Origin of the sequence: Mesorhizobium sp. M5C.F.Cr.IN.023.01.1.1, assembly GCF_003997585.1 — a bacterium.
GTDB lineage: Bacteria > Pseudomonadota > Alphaproteobacteria > Rhizobiales > Rhizobiaceae > Mesorhizobium > Mesorhizobium wenxiniae.
In genome coordinates this window covers 1-17,932 of record NZ_RZSU01000004.1, presented here as the reverse complement: position 1 = coordinate 17,932, position 17,932 = coordinate 1, and the positions used below count along the sequence as shown (strand labels likewise).

General features: G+C 62.5%; 20 protein-coding genes and 1 pseudogene. 14 read left to right on the top strand and 7 right to left on the bottom strand.

Going from position 1 to position 17,932, the window contains the following annotated elements; all coding sequences use genetic code 11:
- Nucleotides 1–52: 52 nt before the first annotated feature.
- The 8 genes from ehuB (at nucleotide 53) to doeB (ending at nucleotide 7,428) form a co-directional block, all read left to right on the top strand.
- Nucleotides 53–904, top strand: a complete 852-nt coding sequence (gene ehuB, locus EOA78_RS02830) for an ectoine/hydroxyectoine ABC transporter substrate-binding protein EhuB (protein WP_127313784.1) — start codon at nucleotides 53–55, stop codon at nucleotides 902–904.
- A 187-nt stretch (nucleotides 905–1,091) separates the two neighbouring features.
- The gene (gene ehuC, locus EOA78_RS02825) at nucleotides 1,092–1,751 is read left to right on the top strand and encodes an ectoine/hydroxyectoine ABC transporter permease subunit EhuC (RefSeq protein ID WP_127313783.1); all 660 of its coding nucleotides are present in this window, start codon (nucleotides 1,092–1,094) and stop codon (nucleotides 1,749–1,751) included.
- Between the two features lie 16 nt (nucleotides 1,752–1,767).
- Nucleotides 1,768–2,427: an ectoine/hydroxyectoine ABC transporter permease subunit EhuD gene (ehuD, locus tag EOA78_RS02820; protein WP_029350592.1), complete on the top strand. Its 660-nt coding sequence runs from the start codon at nucleotides 1,768–1,770 to the stop codon at nucleotides 2,425–2,427.
- Between the two features lie 5 nt (nucleotides 2,428–2,432).
- Complete coding sequence (gene eutA / locus EOA78_RS02815; protein WP_127313782.1) at nucleotides 2,433–3,206, top strand: ectoine utilization protein EutA; 774 nt, start codon at nucleotides 2,433–2,435, stop codon at nucleotides 3,204–3,206.
- Nucleotides 3,207–3,222: 16 nt separating this feature from the next.
- Nucleotides 3,223–4,215, top strand: coding sequence for a hydroxyectoine utilization dehydratase EutB (eutB, locus tag EOA78_RS02810; protein WP_127313781.1), 993 nt, complete (start codon nucleotides 3,223–3,225; stop codon nucleotides 4,213–4,215).
- A complete protein-coding gene (eutC, locus tag EOA78_RS02805) occupies nucleotides 4,212–5,204 on the top strand; it encodes an ectoine utilization protein EutC (protein WP_127313780.1) in 993 nt (330 codons plus the stop codon). The genes eutB and eutC overlap by 4 nt, the downstream gene beginning before the upstream one ends.
- Before the next feature lie 38 nt (nucleotides 5,205–5,242).
- On the top strand, nucleotides 5,243–6,421 hold the full coding sequence (gene doeA, locus EOA78_RS02800) for an ectoine hydrolase DoeA (RefSeq protein ID WP_127313779.1): 1,179 nt from the start codon (nucleotides 5,243–5,245) through the stop codon (nucleotides 6,419–6,421).
- A gap of 5 nt (nucleotides 6,422–6,426) precedes the next feature.
- Complete coding sequence (doeB, locus tag EOA78_RS02795) at nucleotides 6,427–7,428, top strand: N(2)-acetyl-L-2,4-diaminobutanoate deacetylase DoeB (RefSeq protein ID WP_127313778.1); 1,002 nt, start codon at nucleotides 6,427–6,429, stop codon at nucleotides 7,426–7,428.
- 21 nt (nucleotides 7,429–7,449) lie between these two features.
- On the opposite strand, the gene EOA78_RS02790 is transcribed toward doeB, so the two are convergent.
- The 4 genes from EOA78_RS02790 to cueR all read right to left on the bottom strand — a co-directional run bounded on the left by EOA78_RS02790 (nucleotide 7,450) and on the right by cueR (nucleotide 9,433).
- Complete coding sequence (locus tag EOA78_RS02790) at nucleotides 7,450–7,671, bottom strand: hypothetical protein (RefSeq protein WP_245477137.1); 222 nt, start codon at nucleotides 7,669–7,671, stop codon at nucleotides 7,450–7,452.
- Nucleotides 7,672–7,710: 39 nt separating this feature from the next.
- A complete protein-coding gene (locus tag EOA78_RS02785) occupies nucleotides 7,711–8,379 on the bottom strand; it encodes a phytochelatin synthase family protein (protein WP_127313777.1) in 669 nt (222 codons plus the stop codon).
- A 110-nt stretch (nucleotides 8,380–8,489) separates the two neighbouring features.
- On the bottom strand, nucleotides 8,490–9,038 hold the full coding sequence (locus tag EOA78_RS02780; protein ID WP_245477130.1) for a cytochrome c: 549 nt from the start codon (nucleotides 9,036–9,038) through the stop codon (nucleotides 8,490–8,492).
- A complete protein-coding gene (cueR, locus tag EOA78_RS02775; RefSeq protein ID WP_127313776.1) occupies nucleotides 9,035–9,433 on the bottom strand; it encodes a Cu(I)-responsive transcriptional regulator in 399 nt (132 codons plus the stop codon). The genes EOA78_RS02780 and cueR overlap by 4 nt, the downstream gene beginning before the upstream one ends.
- A gap of 933 nt (nucleotides 9,434–10,366) precedes the next feature.
- Here cueR and EOA78_RS02770 point away from each other — a divergent pair.
- The 3 genes from EOA78_RS02770 to EOA78_RS02760 are packed head-to-tail and all read left to right on the top strand — an operon-like array spanning nucleotide 10,367 to nucleotide 13,357.
- Entirely contained in the window at nucleotides 10,367–11,434 is a 1,068-nt protein-coding gene (locus EOA78_RS02770; RefSeq protein WP_127313775.1) for a type III polyketide synthase, read from the top strand.
- On the top strand, nucleotides 11,431–12,159 hold the full coding sequence (locus EOA78_RS02765; RefSeq protein ID WP_127313774.1) for a methyltransferase domain-containing protein: 729 nt from the start codon (nucleotides 11,431–11,433) through the stop codon (nucleotides 12,157–12,159). The genes EOA78_RS02770 and EOA78_RS02765 overlap by 4 nt, the downstream gene beginning before the upstream one ends.
- Entirely contained in the window at nucleotides 12,137–13,357 is a 1,221-nt protein-coding gene (locus tag EOA78_RS02760; RefSeq protein WP_127313773.1) for an NAD(P)/FAD-dependent oxidoreductase, read from the top strand. The genes EOA78_RS02765 and EOA78_RS02760 overlap by 23 nt, the downstream gene beginning before the upstream one ends.
- A 45-nt stretch (nucleotides 13,358–13,402) precedes the next feature.
- On the opposite strand, the gene EOA78_RS36825 is transcribed toward EOA78_RS02760, so the two are convergent.
- Nucleotides 13,403–13,936 carry a hypothetical protein gene (locus EOA78_RS36825; RefSeq protein ID WP_245477127.1) on the bottom strand — a complete coding sequence of 178 codons (534 nt, stop codon included), beginning with the start codon at nucleotides 13,934–13,936 and terminating at the stop codon, nucleotides 13,403–13,405.
- A 107-nt stretch (nucleotides 13,937–14,043) separates the two neighbouring features.
- Nucleotides 14,044–14,307, bottom strand: a complete 264-nt coding sequence (locus EOA78_RS02750; protein ID WP_206533402.1) for a hypothetical protein — start codon at nucleotides 14,305–14,307, stop codon at nucleotides 14,044–14,046.
- 284 nt (nucleotides 14,308–14,591) lie between these two features.
- Here EOA78_RS02750 and EOA78_RS02745 point away from each other — a divergent pair, with 284 nt between their 5' ends.
- Together EOA78_RS02745 and EOA78_RS02740 are read left to right on the top strand one after the other, a co-directional pair.
- Entirely contained in the window at nucleotides 14,592–14,900 is a 309-nt protein-coding gene (locus tag EOA78_RS02745; RefSeq protein WP_127313772.1) for a hypothetical protein, read from the top strand.
- Between the two features lie 415 nt (nucleotides 14,901–15,315).
- The gene (locus EOA78_RS02740; protein ID WP_127313771.1) at nucleotides 15,316–16,755 is read left to right on the top strand and encodes an FAD-binding oxidoreductase; all 1,440 of its coding nucleotides are present in this window, start codon (nucleotides 15,316–15,318) and stop codon (nucleotides 16,753–16,755) included.
- Between the two features lie 62 nt (nucleotides 16,756–16,817).
- Here the strand turns inward: EOA78_RS02740 and EOA78_RS02735 are convergent, their stop codons facing one another.
- On the bottom strand, nucleotides 16,818–17,246 hold the full coding sequence (locus tag EOA78_RS02735) for a hypothetical protein (protein ID WP_127313770.1): 429 nt from the start codon (nucleotides 17,244–17,246) through the stop codon (nucleotides 16,818–16,820).
- Nucleotides 17,247–17,749: 503 nt separating this feature from the next.
- Here EOA78_RS02735 and EOA78_RS36395 point away from each other — a divergent pair.
- Nucleotides 17,750–17,932 (top strand): annotated as a pseudogene (locus EOA78_RS36395) (hypothetical protein); the annotation flags it as partial.

Below are 17,932 nucleotides of genomic sequence, written 5' to 3'. Positions count from 1 at the left end.
AGCCGTCCCGTAGAACGACCAAACCAAGAAGAGAAGCAAGGAGTTGGGAACAATGAAGAAACTTGGCATTCTGGCCGGCGTGGCCGGTGTTGCACTAACCGCAATTCTGGCCGCCTCGACCGCGGGATCGGCCGACGACAGCAAGCTCGAAGAGCTCAAGGCACAGGGCTTCGCGCGCGTCGCCATTGCCAATGAGCCGCCCTACACGGCGGTTGCGGCCGACGGCAAGGTTTCGGGCGCGGCGCCCGATGTGGCGCGTGAAATCTTTAAGCGCCTCGGCGTCAACGACATCGTCGCCTCGATCTCGGAATATGGCGCCATGATTCCCGGCCTGCAGGCCGGCCGTTTCGACGTCGTCACCGCCGGCCTGTTTATGAAGCCGGAGCGTTGCGCGGCCGTTGTCTATTCGGAGCCGGTGCTGTGCGACGCCGAGGCGATGCTGGTGAAGAAGGGCAACCCCAAGGGCTTCAAGAGCTACGAGGATGTCGCCAAGGATGCCACCGCGACGATCGGGGCGCCGGGCGGCGGCACCGAGGAGAAGCTGGCGCTCACCGCTGGTGTGCCACGTGACCGCGTCATCGTCGTGCCGGACGGCCAGAGCGGCCTGAAGATGCTGCAGGACGGCCGCATCGACGCCTATTCGCTGCCAGTGCTGTCGATCAATGATCTGGTCAAGAAGGCCAACGATCCGAACCTCGAAGTTGTCGCTCCGGTGGTCGGCGCGCCGGTCTATTGCGACGGCGCAGCCTTCAAGAAGGGCGACGAAACGCTGCGCGACGCCTATGACGTCGAGTTGGCCAAGCTGAAGGAGTCCGGTGAATTCGCCAAGATCATCGAGCCTTACGGCTTCTCGGCAGCGGCAGCGATGTCGACAAGCCGCGACAAGCTCTGTTCGGCAAAGTAGGCGCCCTTTTCCTTCTCCCAGTTCACGGGGAGAAGGTGGCCCGAAGGGTCGGATGACGGGTAGCGCCATACTTTAATTGGTTCGCGCTGCCCCTCATCCGCCTGCCGGCATCTTCTCCCCCGTGAACGGGAGAAGGACGCTGAAACCAAAGTCTCGCTAGACGTTCAACGCGGAAACTCTCGACCCAATGACCCAATGGTCCGGCTATTTCAGCCTGATTTTGCAGGGAGCGCTTGTTACCATCGAGCTGACGCTGATGGGGTCGGTGCTTGCCCTGATCATGGCGTTTCTCGCCGGGCTGGGGCGGCTGTCGCGTTTTTTCGCCATTCGGGCGCTGGCCACCGCCTATATCGAATTCTTCCGCGGCACCTCGATCTTCGTGCAGCTGTTCTGGGCCTATTTCGTGCTGCCCTTCATCGGCATTTCGCTGACGCCGCTGCAGGCGGGCGTGCTGGCGCTCGGCCTCAATGTCGGCGCCTATGCGGCGGAGGTGGTGCGCGGCGCCATCCAGTCGATCGGCCGCGAACAGTACGAGGCCTGCACCGCGCTCAATCTCGGCCGCTGGCAAGGCATGCGCCATGTCATCCTTCCGCAGGCGCTGCTGGTCATGCTGCCGACCTTCGGCAACAACGCCATCGAATTGCTCAAGGCCACCGCCGTCGTTTCGCTGATCTCGCTCGCCGATCTGACCTTCCAGGCGCAGGTGGTGCGGTCGCAGACCGGCAACACGCTGGTGCCGTTCACCACCATTCTCATCATCTATTTCGTCCTTGCGCTGATCATTTCCTGGGGCGTGAGATCGCTGGAACGCCGGATGGCGCGCGGTCTCGACGGGGTGCGCGTATGATGGATCGGGCCTCATAATGGAGTGGGATTGGAATTTCGTCTGGGAGATCATGCCGACGCTGATCCAGGGCGTGAAGATCACCATCCTGGCGACGCTGCTCGGCTCGGTTCTGGCCGCGATCGTGGGGCTGGCCATCGCGCTGGCGCGGCGCTCGCCGAACAAGGGCTTGTCGCGCACCGTCGGCTTCCTCGCCGAATTCATCCGCGGCACGCCGCTTTTGGTGCAGCTCTATTTCATCTTCTACGTGCTGCCGGATATTGGTATCCTGCTGCCACCGCTGGTGGCGGGCGTCATCGGCCTCGGCCTGCATTACGGCACCTACACGGCCGAAGTCTATCGCGCCGGTATCGAGAATGTGCCGCGCGGCCAATGGGAAGCCGCCAAGGCCTGCAATCTGAACGCCAGGCAGACCTGGACCCACATTATCATGCCTCAGGCGATTCCGCCGATGATCCCGGCGCTTGCCAACTACTTCATCGCGATGTTCAAGGAGACGCCGCTGCTGTCGGCGATCACCGTGCTGGAACTGATGAACCAGGCCAAGAGCGTCGCCAACACCTATTACCGCTATGTCGAGCCGATGACCTTGGTCGGCGCCTTCTTCCTCGTCATCAGTCTTTTCTCGGTCGTGCTGCTACGCTGGCTGGAACGCCGTTACGGCAAGATCGAGAGGTAGTCTTCATGAAAAACTTGCCCGAAATCAGAGTGATGCCGACACGGCCGGCGCTCGACGCGCGTCCCCTGGAAAAGCGCGTCGGGTTGATCATCCTTGCGACCGACCATACGACCGAACCGGATTTTCGCCGCATGGTGGCGAGCGACCGGATTGGCGTTTATGTCGCGCGCATTCCCTACGCCAATCCGACGACGCCGGACAATTTGCGCAAGATGCAGCCGTCGCTTACGGCGGGCGCGGCGCTCATCCTGCCCGATGAGCCGCTCGACGCGATCTGCTATTCCTGCACCTCGGCCTCCGTGGTCATCGGCGATGCCGAGATCGAGGCGGCGGTGCAGGCGGCCAAGCCTGGCGTGCCGGTGGTCACGCCGCCGATGGCAGGCGTGCGCGGCTTGAAGGCCCTGGGCGCCAGGACGATCAGCATCCTTACTCCCTATACGGTCGAAACCAGCCGGCCGTTGGCGGCCTATTTCGCGGCGCATGGTTTCGAGATCGCCGGCTTCACCTGTCTCGGCTTCGAGGACGACCGCGAGATGGCGCGGATTGCGCCTGCGTCGCTGGTCGATCTGTCGCTCGATGCGATGGACGAAAAAGCCGACGCGCTGTTCGTCTCCTGCACGGCGCTGCGGGCAGCACTTGCCGTGGTCGGCATGGAAGAGGCGATCGGCCGTCCGGTCGTCACCAGCAACCAGGCGACGGCCTGGAACTGTCTGCGGCTTTGCGGCGACGACGAGCCCCGTGCCGAATTCGGCCGTCTGATGACGCTGCCTTTGAATTGATTGCAGAGCAAAGGTCATGACCGCGAACGACGTCACCCTGTCCGATATCCGCGCGGCGCGCGAGTGCATCGCAGCTAAGGTCGAACGCACGCCGACCGCGCTTTCTCCGAGTCTTTCCGGGCACTTGGGCGCGCCTGTTTATCTCAAGCTCGAACATCGGCAGACCACCGGCAGCTTCAAGCTGCGCGGTGCCTCGAACGCCATCGCGTCGCTGAACGCCGAGGAGAAGGCGCGTGGCGTGGTCGCCGCCTCGACCGGCAATCACGGCCGGGCGCTGGCTCATGCGGCGAAGCTCGAAGGCATGCGGGCGACGATCTGCATGTCGCGACGGGTGCCGCAGAATAAGCTCGATGAAATCCGTCGGCTTGGCGCCGAGATCCGCATCGTCGGCAACAGCCAGGACGATGCGCAGCAGGAGGTCGACCGGCTGGTCGCGGAAGAGGGGCTGGTCATGCTGCCGCCCTTCGACCATCCTGATATCATCGCCGGTCAAGGCACGCTCGGGCTGGAGATCATCGAGCAGGTTGCGGACGCCGCTTTGGTGCTGGTGCCGCTGTCCGGCGGCGGACTGGCAGCGGGTGTCGCCGCGGCCGTGAAGGGCGTCAGACCGAGCACGAAGGTCATCGGCGTTTCGATGGCGCGGGGTGCGGCAATGAAGGCGAGCCTCGATGCCGGACATCCAGTTTTGGTCGAGGAACTGCCGACACTGGCGGATTCGCTTGCCGGTGGCATCGGCCTCGACAACTGGCTGACCTTCTCGATGTGCCGCGACCTGCTCGACGACGTGATCCTGCTCGACGAGGATGAGATCGCCGCCGGCATCCGCCATGCCTATGAACAGGAGCGCGAGATCGTCGAAGGCGCCGGCGCAGTCGGCATCGCCGCCGTGCTGTCCGGCAAAGTCAGGGCGAGCGGCCCCACGGTGCTCATTCTGTCGGGCCGCAACATCGATATGACGCTGCACAGGAAAGTCGTTTGCGGCGAAGCAATGCAGGAGAACGCCGCATGAGCCGAATGACGATACTCACCGAAGCCGAATTGCGCGCGATCGTGAAGCTCGATCTCGATGCTGTCGCTTGCGTCGAGAATGCGTTCCGCGCGCTTGCCACCTTGCCGGTGGCGATGCCGCCGATCCTGCGGCTCGACATTCCCGAGCATCGCGGCGAGGTCGACGTCAAGACCGCCTATGTGCCTGGGATAGAAGGTTTTGCCATTAAGATCAGTCCCGGCTTCTTCGACAATCCGAAGCTCGGCCTGCCCAGCGTCAACGGCATGATGGTGCTGCTGTCGTCAAAAACCGGGCTGGTCGAGGCGCTGCTGCTCGACAATGGTTATCTCACCGACATCCGCACAGCGGCGGCCGGAGCGGTCGCGGCTAAACACCTTTCGCGGCCGGACTCCTCGATCGCCGCGATCTTCGGCGCCGGCGTCCAGGCTGGACTGCAGCTCGAGGCGCTTATGCTGGTGCGGCCGATCGCCGAGGCCCGCATCTGGGCCAGGGACGCCGCCAAGGCCGAGGCTGCGGCGGATGCATTGCGCGAAAGATTAGGCATCGCCGTGCGCGCCGAGCCCGACGCCGCAAATGCGGCCGCCGATGCCGACATCATCGTCACCACGACGCCGTCGACCGAGCCGCTGATCAAAGCCGGCTTCGTCTTGGCCGGCCAGCACATCACCGCTATGGGCTCGGACGCCGAGCACAAGAACGAGATCGCTCCGGCGATCCTGCGCATGGCCGATCTCTACGTCGCCGACAGCGCGAAACAGACGCGGCTGCTGGGCGAACTGCACCATGCCATCGCGGCGGGCGTGATGGCGGCCGATGCCGAAGTGACCGAACTCGGCCAGATCATCGCCGGCGAAAAGCACGGCCGGCGCTCAGCCAGCGACATCACCATCGCCGACCTGACCGGCACCGGCGTCCAGGACACGGCGATCGCCACGCTCGCCCGCGACCGTGCGCGGGCGGGGAATGCCGGGACAATTTTCGAAAGCTGATGCTGGCCGCAAGGCCCAACAAACGAGGACCAAGAACAATGCAGCCCAATCTCAAATTCTCGCGCGGCGAATATGCGGATCGCCTCGCCAAGACACGGACGGCCATGGAGGCCAAGGGTGTCGATCTCCTTATCGTCAGCGATCCGTCCAATATGGCCTGGCTGACCGGCTATGACGGCTGGTCGTTCTACGTGCATCAGGCCGTCATCGTGCCGCCGTCGGGCGAACTGGTGTGGTACGGGCGCGGTCAGGACGCCAACGGCGCCAAGCGCACCGCGTATCTCGCGCACGACAATATCGTCGGCTATGCCGACCACTATGTGCAGTCGACCGAACGCCACCCGATGGATTTTCTCTCGCAGGTGCTGGCCGATCGCGGCTGGGGCAAGCTCAGCATCGGCGTCGAGATGGACAATTACTGGTTCTCGGCCGCCGCCTTTGCTTCGCTGCAAAAGCATCTGCCCAACGCCCGCTTCGTCGATGCCACGGCACTCGTCAATTGGCAGCGTGCGGTGAAGAGCCCGACCGAAATCGACTATATGCGCAAGGCCGCCCGGATCGTCGAAGCGATGCACCAGCGTATCGTCGACAAGATCGAAGTCGGCATGCGCAAATGCGACCTGGTCGCCGAGATCTATGATGCCGGCACGCGCGGCGTCGACGGGATCGGTGGTGACTACCCAGCGATCGTACCGCTGCTGCCATCGGGCCCCGATGCGTCGGCGCCACATCTGACCTGGGACGACCGGCCGATGAAGTCGGGCGAGGGTACCTTCTTCGAGATTGCCGGCTGCTATAACCGCTATCACTGTCCGCTTTCCCGGACTGTGTTCCTTGGTAAACCCACACAGGAATTCCTCGATGCCGAAAAGGCGACGCTGGAAGGCATGGAGGCCGGGCTTGCCGCGGCAAAGCCTGGCAACAGCTGCGAGGACATCGCCAACGCCTTCTTCGCGGTGCTGAAGAAATACGGCATCGTCAAGGACAACCGCACCGGCTATCCGATCGGGCTTTCCTATCCGCCGGACTGGGGCGAGCGCACCATGAGCCTGCGCCCCGGCGACCGCACCGAGCTGAAGCCGGGCATGACCTTCCATTTCATGACCGGCCTGTGGCTGGAGACGATGGGGCTCGAGATCACCGAATCCATCCTGATCACCGAGACAGGGGTCGAGTGCCTGGCCAATGTGCCGCGCAAGCTGGTGGTGAAGAATTGAGCCCGATGTCCAGCCTTCGCCCCTCACCGATCACGCCGACCGTCGATTTCGACCGCGACGGCGTGCAGCACGGATTCCTGCGGCTGCCTTACAGCCGTGACGATTCGGCATGGGGATCGGTGATGATCCCGATCTGCGTGATCCGCAACGGCAGCGGGCCGAGCGCATTGCTCACCGGCGGCAATCATGGCGACGAATACGAGGGGCCGCTGGCGCTCTACGATCTCGCCCGTACGCTCGATCCGAAGCACGTCAGCGGCACGGTGATCATCGTGCCGGCGATGAACTATCCGGCGTTCCGTGCCGGCACCCGCACCTCGCCGATCGATAAGGGCAATCTGAACCGCAGCTTTCCCGGCCGGCCCGACGGCACGGTGACCGAGAAGATCGCCGATTACTTCCAGCGCGAACTTTTGCCGCGCACCGATATCGCGCTCGACTTCCATTCCGGCGGCAAAACGCTCGACTTCGTGCCGTTCTGTGCCGCCCATATCCGGCCCGACAAAGTGCTGGAAGCGAAGGGGTTCGCGGCGGTCGAAGCGTTCTCGGCGCCGTGGTCGATGAAGATGCTGGAGATCGATGCGGTCGGCATGTTCGACACTGCCGCCGAAGAGATGGGCAAGCTGTTCATCACCACGGAGCTTGGCGGCGGTGGCACCTCCCGCGCGGAAACGGTGCGGATCGCTCGTCGCGGCGTGCTCAATGTGCTGCGCCATGGCGGCATTGTCGCCGGTGCGGTCGAGATGCAGCCGACCCGCTGGCTAGACATGCCGTCGGGCGATTGCTTCTCGTTCGCCGAGGACGATGGGATGATCGAAACGATGATCGATCTGAGCGAACCTGTCGAAGAGGGCCAGGTCCTGGCGCGCATCCACTCCATCGGCCGCACCGGTGCCGCACCTCAAGAGATCAGGGCAAGAATGGGCGGCATGCTGGCCGCGCGGCATTTTCCCGGATTGGTCAAGGCGGGCGACTGCACCGCAGTGGTCGCCGTGCTGGTCGATTGAAAGCAGCCGCAGTGGCTCGGCTCATGGATTAAGGCAGCTTAATTTAATAGCGCGCTGCGTCGAGGGCGCGCGAAACTCCTCGAGCTCCGCTTTCGCAATGCCGGCGACTTCGGCGTCGCTGAGATAGCTACCGCCGGCGACTTCCTTGAGGAAGCCCGACAACGCCTCGACCAGCGCATCCCTGACCGCCTTTTTGCAGCACGGCGAGATTGCCCCAGCCCCGGCGCCCGAGCCGGGGGGCACTACGCTCGTTGGCGGTCTGCGAAACTGCTTGCGACCGTGCTACTCGATAAGCAGCAAGCCGCGCTTTTTGTCGCCATCGCTGTCGATTGTGTTCATGGCTGAAAACAGGCGCTCACGCTCGATCAGCCAGGGCTTGTAGTCCTCGTTTACGTCGAGGACGAAGACCATGTCCTCGGCCTCCAGATATCCTCCGATCGGGGAAAAATGGCCAGCGCCGGCGCCGAAAATCTTCTCACGGGTGAAGTTGACGATGTAACGGCGGCCGGGATCGTTGGCCCGCTTCATGTGCTCGCGAAACGCATCAGCGCTCAAATTCCGAAGCACGGAAACCTTCCGCCTGGTGTTCGTTCGAGCGACCTCGGCAAGCTCGTCCAGCGTGAGCCCGATGATGCAAAAGCCTGTCCAGCACTTTCCGGTTCCGGCGAGGACTTCGGCTTCGGTTGTCTCCTCCTCGCCGATGGAGCGGAATGTGTTTGCGACACTTGCCGGGCCGCACCTTGATCCGTTTGATTGCCATGTGACGTCGGCATTGAAAGTGGCAGCCACGGGGAGCTTCCAGGCGCTGTCAATCAATCCAGGGGTGCGGATAACCGATGACTGGATCGCGTCTTGCGAGACTCTGGACTGGCCAGCAATCAAAAGTGCGCTGCCGCCCAGCAGGCCGACGACGGCGATCACAATCACACCGAAAGCGAGACTGCGCTTCATTGCTGAACCTCGGAGGCAGCAACAGGACAATGAACAAAAGGCACCGCAACGTCAATCAGCGCCGCACCCGGCCAATCAGCCATCCGGTGATCTCGCGGATCGCTCGGCGATCACAGGACCTTCTGCCGGAACTTCGAATGACAGCTTGAGCAATCCTGCAGGATAAGATGCAGGAGGTGCTCGGCGGGAGCCTTGGCAGGATCGCCTTCTGCCGCTGCCGGCCGCTTGCCAAGCAGGCTGCCGCCGCCCATCGCCGGGCCGGAACCCATCCTCATGTCGTCGGTGATACTGGCGGGCGCCCGCTCGGCCTTGGCGGCCAGTGTGCTCGCCAGCGTCCCGATGTGACGGGCCAGCGCCTCGAATTCCGAACGGGCCTGGTCGATTTCCAACCTGGCGCCCGAAGGCGCACCCAATGTCGCGCTGGGAAATTCCGCAATGAGGGCAGGGCCGGTGCGGGCACGTAACGTCCCCGCCGCCGCCTTGAACGCCGCAGCGTCATAGGCCAGCTTGCCATCGAACATCCCGGCGATCGTCTTTGCGGCAGCGGCCATCTCCTTCATCGAGGACTGGCGCGTCGCGACGATTGGGTCAGGTCCGGCCGCGGCCACCACCGCGGAGGCGCAGGCAAGCGACAGCATCACTACGGCGGTCCACTTCACTGAACCATGCCCTCTCCCGCCAATTCGTCGATGATCGGGCAGTCCGGCCTCTCGTCGCCATGACAGTGCTCGACCAAATGATGAAGCAGGCCACGCAATCCCACGAGTTCGGCGATCTTCCTGTCGATCTCCTGCAACTTGGCTTCGGCGATAGATTTGACGTCGGCGCTCTCGCGGTCCTTGTCTTGATAGAGCGACAGCAACTGGCGGCATTCGTCAACCGAAAAACCCAGGCTGCGCGAGCGCTGCAGAAACCGGAGGCGGTGGATGTCGGCTACCGAATAGTCGCGATAGCCATTGTCTGTCCGGGCCGGGCGCAAAAGCCCGATGTCCTCGTAGTAGCGTATCGTCTTGGACGGCAGGCCGGATTTCTCGGATGCGATGCCAATGTTCATGATGAAAATCTCCGTTCGAAAGGGAAATAGACCTTCCAGCTGCTGGAAGGTCAACCGCCCGAGGGTGATTTTCACGCGCCGCAGCTCCTCTCAGCCGAGAAAGGGCGCAGCGGTAGGTTGGGACCATACGGAAACGACGCAAACTCGAGCGGACGCGGGACGTCACCCGCTCAAGGCAGGAGAGGCGGCGTCAAATGAGAGCGCTGGTTCTTGGATGGTATCGATCGGGCAGGGAACTTCGCCCCGTGAAGGAGCGGGGTCGTTAGGCCGGATAGCTGCTGCGCCTGCAGACCCCATGTGGGTTCCAGAGCCGACCCAAGTAGCTGCCTATTCACGCGTCGGATTTTCGCTAAAAGGCGTATCCTAACCTAGCCCAAGGAAGCTGAGTATCGCTATTACGATAATGACGGCCCCGACCAGCCAGATTATATTGTTCATGACAGCTCTCCTTGTCTTTACCGCGAGCCCTATGGCAGCTGGCCATTGTTCCCAAAATCGGGCTTCAAGCCGGCAATTGTTCCTAGGATCGGGGAAGCCCGCGCCTCTGGAGGAGCGCGGGCCGACGGGGTACGGGCCCCGATCCGGCAGCCAATATCCGGGAGATATTCGCTGTCATCCTACAACTGTTAGTATGCCCTAATGTTCCACCGATCAGCAAAAAGACCGTTCCCGGTGAGGGCCGGACGCAATGGCGCCTCGGCCCGAAGCGCGGGGCTCTTGGTGGACGCCTCGGTAACGGAGCCTATGTTCCTAGTGCCGGCGAACCGCAGCATCGCCCGGCAGCAGCACATGCTGAACCTCGGGATGAAATCAGTTCTCAGAAACGTTCATCGAACAACACTCAAAACCTGATGTCCAACATCTGGTGCCGATGACCACACAACCTCCGGCGGTGGCCCAAAATATACCGTGCACACGCCGAGGAGACAGAATATGCCGGCCAAAGCGTATATCAACCGGATCGCGACAGCGGTGCCGGAGCACGACGTTCATCAATTCTATGTGCGTTTCGCGGCCTCCATGCTTGCCGCCGATCGCCGAAGAATTTTCAAACGCATGGCTGACCTCGCCGGCATCGAGCACCGCTATTCCTGCTTTGCACCTGCCAGCGACCCCGAAGGACCGTCAGCAGACCTGGCCGGGAGGTTCATCCGGGGCGCCTTTCCTGGAACGGCCGAGAGAATGGCAATGTTCGGAGATGCCGCACCTGTTCTGGCGAAAAAAGGCGTCGAGGGATTAGAGCTTGATGCCGGCGTTTCCCGCATCACCCATCTTATCGTTACCACCTGCACCGGTTTTTCAGCCCCGGGCATCGACCTGGAGCTGGTTGCGCGATGCGGCCTGCCGGAAGGGGTTGAACGCACGATGATCGGGTTCATGGGCTGCTACGCGGCGATTAATGGCCTCAAGCTTGCCCGCCACATCGTCCGCTCCGACCCGCAGGCGAGGGTCCTGCTGGTCAATATCGAACTCTGCACGATGCATCTGCGGGAATCCAGCGGGCTGGAAAAGCTGCTGTCGTTCTGCCTCTGGGGCGACGGCTGTGCGGCTGCGCTCGTCACCGCCGAGCCGCACGGCATCGAGCTCGAAAGCTTTTACTGTATCGTGGCGAACGAGCGGCGGGATCTGATGAGCTGGAGCATTCGCGACAACGGCTTCGAAATGGTTCTTTCCGGCCAAGTCCCGGCAGCGATCCATGAGGCGTTGCGGAGCAACCAAGATGCCATCCTCGGCGACCGGCCGACCGAGGCGATCGACCTCTGGGCCGTGCACCCGGGTGGACGTTCGGTTCTCGACGCCGTCGAAAGGGCCCTGAAGCTTGCACCCACCGCGCTGGAGCCATCGCGCGAGGTGTTGCGCCAGTACGGAAACATGTCGTCCGCGACCGTCATGTTCGTGATGAAAGAGATGTTGAAGGCGCCACCAGGCCAACTCGGCTGCGGCATGTCGTTCGGACCCGGGCTGACGGCCGAAACCATGCTTTTCCGAACGGTGTCATGAGCGGCCTGGAGCAGCGCCAGCTTGAGCCGGAAATCCTCGACGGACTTGCGGGCGACGATCCGCGAGCGCTTGCCGCGCGCCGCGACCTCCGTCGCATCAACGCCCTGATGTTTCAGGCGAGGATCATGGCGTCGCTGCTCCGGAAATTTGTGCCAAACCCGCCACGCCGGATTCTGGAGATCGGCGCCGGCGATGGCTCCTTCATGCTGGCGATAGCGCGGCGCATGGCCGGGCATTGGCCTGGGGTCGAACTGGTAATGCTCGACCGCGTCGACCTCATCACCGCGCAATTGCGTGGTGATTTTGACAGGCTGGGATGGGCGGTCGAAGGCGTCACCGCCGATGTCTTCGACTGGGCGAGAAAGAATGAGGGGACGCGGTTCGACGCGATCACCGTCAATCTGTTTCTGCATCATTTTGACGATGCCGAGCTCGTGCGTCTGTTTTCGCTGATGGCGCCGAAGGCCCCGCTGCTCGTGGCGACAGAGCCGTTGCGGGCGAAACTGGCGTTGGCCGCGACGCGTCTTCTGCCGGCAATCGGCGCCAATGACGTCACTCGAAACGACGCGGCTCAAAGCGTGCGTGCCGGCTTTCGCGGCAGCGAGCTTTCCGGTCTCTGGCTCGCAGCAAACGGCAAGCCGGTCGAGGAACGGCGCGCCGGCCTTTTTTCCCACATTTTCGTCGGTACCGGTGTGATGACCTATGACGCGATTGTCGACCCATGACGCGGTCATCATAGGCGCCGGCCCGGCGGGCACGTCCGTCGCGCTGACGCTGGCCCGGCGCGGATGGGACGTGGCTATTGTGGAAAAGAGCGCGTTCCCGCGCCACAAGGTCTGCGGTGAATATATATCGGCAAGCAATCTTGCGCTTCTGGACCAGCTGGAAATCGGCGATGCCTGGCGTGCCAATGCCGGCCCCGAAATCCGCCGTGTCGGCTTCATTTCCGGCGAAGCTAGTGTCGAGGCGCCCATGCCTCGCGCGAAAGATGGGCCTTCTGCCAACCCTGGCTTCGGCCGGGCGCTCGGCCGGGATATTCTCGACTGTCTGCTTTTGCAGGTGGCGCGATCGGCGGGCGCCGAAATCTTTCAGCCTTGCCGCGCCGTCGCCATCGACCGGGATGGCGAGATGCAAATGGTGCGAATTCAAGCCGGGAACGAAACGACAATGTTGCGTGCGCCAGTGATTGTCGCCGCACACGGCTCCTGGGAACCAGGACCGCTGCCCAGCCAGCTCGGGAAGACCAACCGCCCTTCGGACCTGCTCGGCTTCAAGGCGCATTTCACCGGCTCGTCCCTGGCGCCTGATTTGATGCCCCTGCTGGTCTTTCCCGGTGGTTATGGCGGCATGGTATCGGCCGATCATGGCCGGCTGTCGATTTCGTGCTGCATTCGGCGCGATATGCTCGCACGGTTGCGCAAACAGTCTGGCCCCAACCAGCAGAGCCATTTGTCGGCGGCCGATGCGGTCTCCCGTCATCTGAGGGAATCCTGCCGGGGTGTCAGGGATGCCCTGGAGTCAGCTCACGCCGACGGTTCGTGGCTTGCCGCAGGTCCGATCCGGCCGGGAATTCGCTCCTGCTACGAACGGGACATCTTCCGCGTCGGCAATGCAGCCGGAGAGTCCCATCCCGTTGTCGCCGAGGGCATCTCGATGGCGCTTCAGTCCGGCTGGCTGCTGGCCTGCGAACTCGCATGCGCGCCCGGCGGCCGTGCAGGGCGCGAGGCTGCCGGCAGACGCTATGAGGCGGCCTGGAAAAGTCTGTTTTCAACTCGGGTCTACGCCGCGGCCGTACTTGCTGGGATTGCCGTTAGTCCAGGCAGCGCAACCTGGATGGCGGCGATTGTCCGGAATTTCCCGCAAGCACTCACCTTAGGCGCGCAACTGAGTGGGAAGACAAAGCCGGTTCCCGGCTTTGTCTGACTGGCCGCGGCAAGCCACCGCGGCCCTCAGGGAGCCTTGGCTCCGTTACTCGGGGCAATCCTCCCTATCCGAAGTTGCAGTGCCACTGGCAGTGTTCATATCGGCCTGCGTCGCGTCCTTGCACCGGTCAGCCATGCCGTCGGTGCCTGTGGTTGTTGAACCGGTTACGTTTGGATCGGCAGGATTTGTAGTATCGGTGCCGGGAGCCATCGTGCCAGTGCCTGTCCCGGTGCCCGCTCCCGGATCGCTGGTGCCGGATCCTGTGCCGGTTGATTGCGCCATCGCCGAAGTGGCAAGGGCGATGCTGAGTACGGTTGCAGAAAGAATTTTCTTCATCATGGTGGGTCTCCATTCGAGTTGCCTCGCTGATTGCGATGATTCTCCAACGAGCGCTTTTTGGAGTTGTTCCATCAGACAGAAATTGTGATTGAGCCGATGACAATCCAAGCCAGCAATGCTGCGAAGCAGCGAACGAGTGCCATCTTTTTTCGGTTTCGATGGAACAAGATCCGCCAGCCACGGTTGGAAGCACAGTCGTTTTACAGCGACTGGAAAGCCGTTCGCACGGCGTTCGGACAAAGGCCCCGCGCTTCCTCCCCGCGGGGCCTTTTCTGTTGCTGCAGGAACTTTCATGGAATTTGGCCTACCCGGAACGGGCCGGCTAGCTGCGCCATTGGATGCTGCCGTCACGGCTCGTCGATATCTTGCTTCGAGGGGTTGCGCGAGATGGCGCGTTCCTTTTCGTCGTCCGGCAACGCCTCGTCACTTTCCTGGTACGGATTGTCGTCGTCTTCCTCGGGCAGTTCAGCCTCCTTCTCGAGGTCGTACCGGATGTCGCCGTTTCCCGGCACGCTGTCTGGCATAATTTCGCCGCCTTTAATCGCGTCCCAGTCCTGCTGTTCAATTGTCGGGCCTTCGGATGGATCGTCGGGTTTTCTGCGCGGTGCCATCAGAGCTCTCCTATGCATTGGTTGCTGATATGTCTAACTCCGCGGACCGCTGCGTAGTTCCTCGACCGCACCGGCGGAGACCGCCTTACGGCGATCCAGTACCCATCTCCGTTTTGCCTGCCGGCGCGCTTTTTTATCCGGGCCTTTAGTCTCCGGCCTTTAGTCCCAATGAGAGCTGACTGTTAGGCGGGGGTTGCAAAAAGTTGAACTTTTCGCGGAACACTCCGCCTGTCTCGCTGTTGGTTCGCCAGCGCATTCCGCGCATTCGGAACAGGAGAACGACGATGAAACGCATCCTTCTGGCGTCGGTCATGCTGGCAGTATCATCCGGGCTTTCACTTGCCCAGACGACAAGCGGAACCTCGACGACCACGACCATGCCTAGCACCACCGATCAGGGAGCCAACTCCACTACCACAACCGATCAGGGAACTGACTCGACCACCACCAGCGGCACCAATCCGAACTCGGCCAAGGATTGCGCACCTGGCCAGCAGACCGGCAGCGCGAAAGAGGCCGCTCCTGGTCAGCAGGACACGGACGCCAAGACCGCCGCCCCCGGCCAAATGAAAAAGACTAGCGAAGATTGTTGATCGGCAAATCACCACGGGCCGGAATTGCCGGCCTGTGGCTCGCCATCATCGTCGATTTAGAAGCGACGGCCCGTCTGCGCGACACCGGATCGAGGAAGACGTGCAGTGCGCCTCGACATGAGCGATGTCCTTGCCGGTGACAGCCACAGGTCTGGCGGGCGGGCGACGCCGTTGCGGCCTACTGCCTGCCCGGACGGGCTGAAGGTGAGATCGGGCGGTATGCTGGCGAGCAAGCTGCGTCTGCGTTCCTCGCAAATCGGCCGTCTGGGTCATATCTCATCCGATTGAGCGCGGCCGCCGACGCGCGCGCAATAACGCCCGGCAAGCCACTAGGAACTTGCTTGACCTCTAATATAAGGGCAAACTTGGAAACGGGTGGAGGGAAAACGGCTCAAAAAACAATCGGGAGGAAACCATGAACAGCATGAGCCTCACCACGCTTGAACGCGGCAAGACGACAGTCGATGCCGCGGCCCTGGACGCGCTTTCGGCGCAATTGCGCGGCACCGTGCTGAGGGAAGGCGACGCCGCCTATGACGAGGCACGCAGCATCTGGAATGCCATGATCGACCGGCGGCCAGGGCTGATCGTGCGCTGCGCCGGTGCCGCCGACGTTGTCGCCGCCGTCAATTTTGCCAGGGAAAACAGGCTGCTCGTCGCGGTTCGCGGCGGCGGCCACAACATCGCCGGCAGCGCCGTCTGCGACGGCGGCCTAATGATCGATCTGTCGCTGATGAAGTCGGTGCGGGTCGATCCGGCGACGCGGCGGGCATGGGTGGAACCTGGCGCGACGCTCGCCGACGTCGACGCGGAAACACAGGCCTTCGAACTGGCGGTGCCGACCGGCATCAACTCAACCACCGGCATTTCAGGCCTGACGCTGGGCGGCGGCTTCGGCTGGATCACGCGGAAATTCGGCTTGACCGTCGACAATCTTCTCTGCGCCGATGTGGTTACCGCCGACGGCAAGCTGCTGCGCGCCAGCCAGACCGAAAACCCGGACCTGTTCTGGGCGCTTCGCGGTGGCGGCGGCAATTTCGGCGTCGTCACGGCTTTCGAGTTCAAACTCCACCAAGTCGGTCCGCAGGTGCTGTCGGGGCTCGTCGTCCATCCCTTCGCCGATGCTGAAAACGTGTTGCGGGAATACCGAGCCGCGCTCGAAGCAGCGCCCAATGAGCTGACCTGCTGGGTGGTCATGCGGCAGGCGCCGCCGCTGCCGTTCCTGCCGGCCGAATGGCATGGCAAGGAGGTGCTGGTCCTGGCCATGTGCTATTGCGGCGACCTTCAGGAGGGCGAGAAAGCGACGCAAAGGCTTCGAGCCATCGGCACACCGATTGCCGATGTGGTCGGCCCCAACCCGTTCACCGGCTGGGAGCAGGCATTCGATCCGTTGCTGACGCCCGGCGCCCGAAACTACTGGAAGAGCCATGACTTCACCGAGCTTTCAGACAGCGCGATCGGGGTCGTCACGGCCGCGATACCCAGGCTTCCGGGGCCGGAATGCGAGATATTCTTCGCCCATATCGGCGGTGCCGCGGGCCGGGTGGCAGCGGATGCAACGGCGTTTCCGCAGCGCAGCGCGCATTACGTCATGAATGTTCACGCCCGCTGGCGCGAACCGGAAATGGACCGCGCCTGCATCGACTGGGCGCGCGGTGTTTACGAGGCGGCCTCGCCCTATGCCGCCGGCACGGCCTATGTGAACTTCATGCCGGGCGACGAGGTCGACAGGGTCGAAGCAGCCTATGGCGGCAACTATCGGCGGCTTCTGGAAATCAAGCAGCGATATGATCCGCTGAATCTGTTCCGCATGAACCAGAACTTGCGCCCGGCGGAAAACCTGCGCGCTGCATAGGCGTGCGCACGCGATGACAAGGCCCGCGCCTCCGGCGGAGGTCGCGGGCCTCATTTTTCGGTTCATACGCTGGCAGGTATCAGGATCGCAATGCGATGCACGCCGACCGCGGCACTTGTGTTCGTGGCACCGTCGGTCTTGCCCTTGGCGCAAGTGTACATGTCGCCTTCTTTGAGTTTGAATTCCTTGTCCGCTTTCTTGATCGTGAATTCGCCGGCAGCGATCGTGCAGACCATGTCGTTGTCCATGACCATTTCAGGAGCCACTGCTCCGGGCTGAAAGACCACGTCGACGATTGAGATGCTCTTGTAAGCGGGAATGTCGGAGTTGCCAGTGCCGACCTCCACCACTCTGACGCCGGGCGCAATCTCCTTGCCTTCATTCGGGCCGTACTCCTTGGCCGTTGCGGATCCCGCCAAAGCGAACAGAGGCGTAACTGCGGCGGCCGTGACTCCGAGCGCAATTGCAGACCTGCGATTCATGGTTTCCATCGCATCCTCCCTTTTGTTGGTCGCGCACAAATGTGCATGGCCAAGATATATTAGCAAAAAACGAATTTACCTGTATGCAAAGGCTGCGTTGGCAGCGCAGCCTGCGCGCAGACGGTCACGGGTGATGCGATGCTTTTTATCTGAAACAGCCTTCAGCTGAGGCCTGCCTAGGCAAGGTCTAGTCCTTTCGCTTTGTTGACTCGGCCTGCAAAAACGGGCAGCAAAGCCTGACATGGAGGGCATTTCTACCATTTTTTTAGTTTTGGAGGGAGCTTTTTGAAATCGACCTTCGCCCAATTGGCGATCGGTAGAGGGATTGGTTAACCAAGTTTGTCCATCTTTTGAATCAATCGGCAACAGACGTGAAGCGTGCAGGGGGCACCAGACGACTGTGATTGTGACGGCTGCGAGCCCCGCATGCCGCAAGGCCGATTGAGGTTGGTTGTATGGCGTTTGTGCGTTTGAAAAACCGGGGTGACAGTCCTGATACTGGACTGATTTCGATGAGGCCCGGCCGGCGCTGGGCCGCGATTCCCGTTGTTGGCGTTGCGATCGCTCTGTGGTCGGTGGCGACCGTGGCGGGCCTCCATTCGGTGGGAACTTCGCTCACCGCTGCCTCCAACAGTCTTCCGCAAAGCCTCCGCGCGCCGCGCACCGTCGCGCTCGCCGATCGCACGCTTGCCAAT

What these genes read in the sequence shown, in the direction of transcription:
- ehuB (WP_127313784.1), top strand. Translation starts at nt 53, where the DNA reads ATGAAGAAACTTGGCATTCTGGCCGGCGTGGCCGGTGTTGCACTAACC.
- ehuC (WP_127313783.1), top strand. Translation starts at nt 1,092, where the DNA reads ATGACCCAATGGTCCGGCTATTTCAGCCTGATTTTGCAGGGAGCGCTT.
- ehuD (WP_029350592.1), top strand. Translation starts at nt 1,768, where the DNA reads ATGGAGTGGGATTGGAATTTCGTCTGGGAGATCATGCCGACGCTGATC.
- eutA (WP_127313782.1), top strand. Translation starts at nt 2,433, where the DNA reads ATGAAAAACTTGCCCGAAATCAGAGTGATGCCGACACGGCCGGCGCTC.
- eutB (WP_127313781.1), top strand. Translation starts at nt 3,223, where the DNA reads ATGACCGCGAACGACGTCACCCTGTCCGATATCCGCGCGGCGCGCGAG.
- eutC (WP_127313780.1), top strand. Translation starts at nt 4,212, where the DNA reads ATGAGCCGAATGACGATACTCACCGAAGCCGAATTGCGCGCGATCGTG.
- doeA (WP_127313779.1), top strand. Translation starts at nt 5,243, where the DNA reads ATGCAGCCCAATCTCAAATTCTCGCGCGGCGAATATGCGGATCGCCTC.
- doeB (WP_127313778.1), top strand. Translation starts at nt 6,427, where the DNA reads ATGTCCAGCCTTCGCCCCTCACCGATCACGCCGACCGTCGATTTCGAC.
- EOA78_RS02785 (WP_127313777.1), bottom strand. Translation starts at nt 8,379, where the DNA reads ATGAAGCGCAGTCTCGCTTTCGGTGTGATTGTGATCGCCGTCGTCGGC.
- cueR (WP_127313776.1), bottom strand. Translation starts at nt 9,433, where the DNA reads ATGAACATTGGCATCGCATCCGAGAAATCCGGCCTGCCGTCCAAGACG.
- EOA78_RS02770 (WP_127313775.1), top strand. Translation starts at nt 10,367, where the DNA reads ATGCCGGCCAAAGCGTATATCAACCGGATCGCGACAGCGGTGCCGGAG.
- EOA78_RS02765 (WP_127313774.1), top strand. Translation starts at nt 11,431, where the DNA reads ATGAGCGGCCTGGAGCAGCGCCAGCTTGAGCCGGAAATCCTCGACGGA.
- EOA78_RS02760 (WP_127313773.1), top strand. Translation starts at nt 12,137, where the DNA reads ATGACGCGATTGTCGACCCATGACGCGGTCATCATAGGCGCCGGCCCG.
- EOA78_RS02750 (WP_206533402.1), bottom strand. Translation starts at nt 14,307, where the DNA reads ATGGCACCGCGCAGAAAACCCGACGATCCATCCGAAGGCCCGACAATT.
- EOA78_RS02745 (WP_127313772.1), top strand. Translation starts at nt 14,592, where the DNA reads ATGAAACGCATCCTTCTGGCGTCGGTCATGCTGGCAGTATCATCCGGG.
- EOA78_RS02740 (WP_127313771.1), top strand. Translation starts at nt 15,316, where the DNA reads ATGAACAGCATGAGCCTCACCACGCTTGAACGCGGCAAGACGACAGTC.
- EOA78_RS02735 (WP_127313770.1), bottom strand. Translation starts at nt 17,246, where the DNA reads ATGGAAACCATGAATCGCAGGTCTGCAATTGCGCTCGGAGTCACGGCC.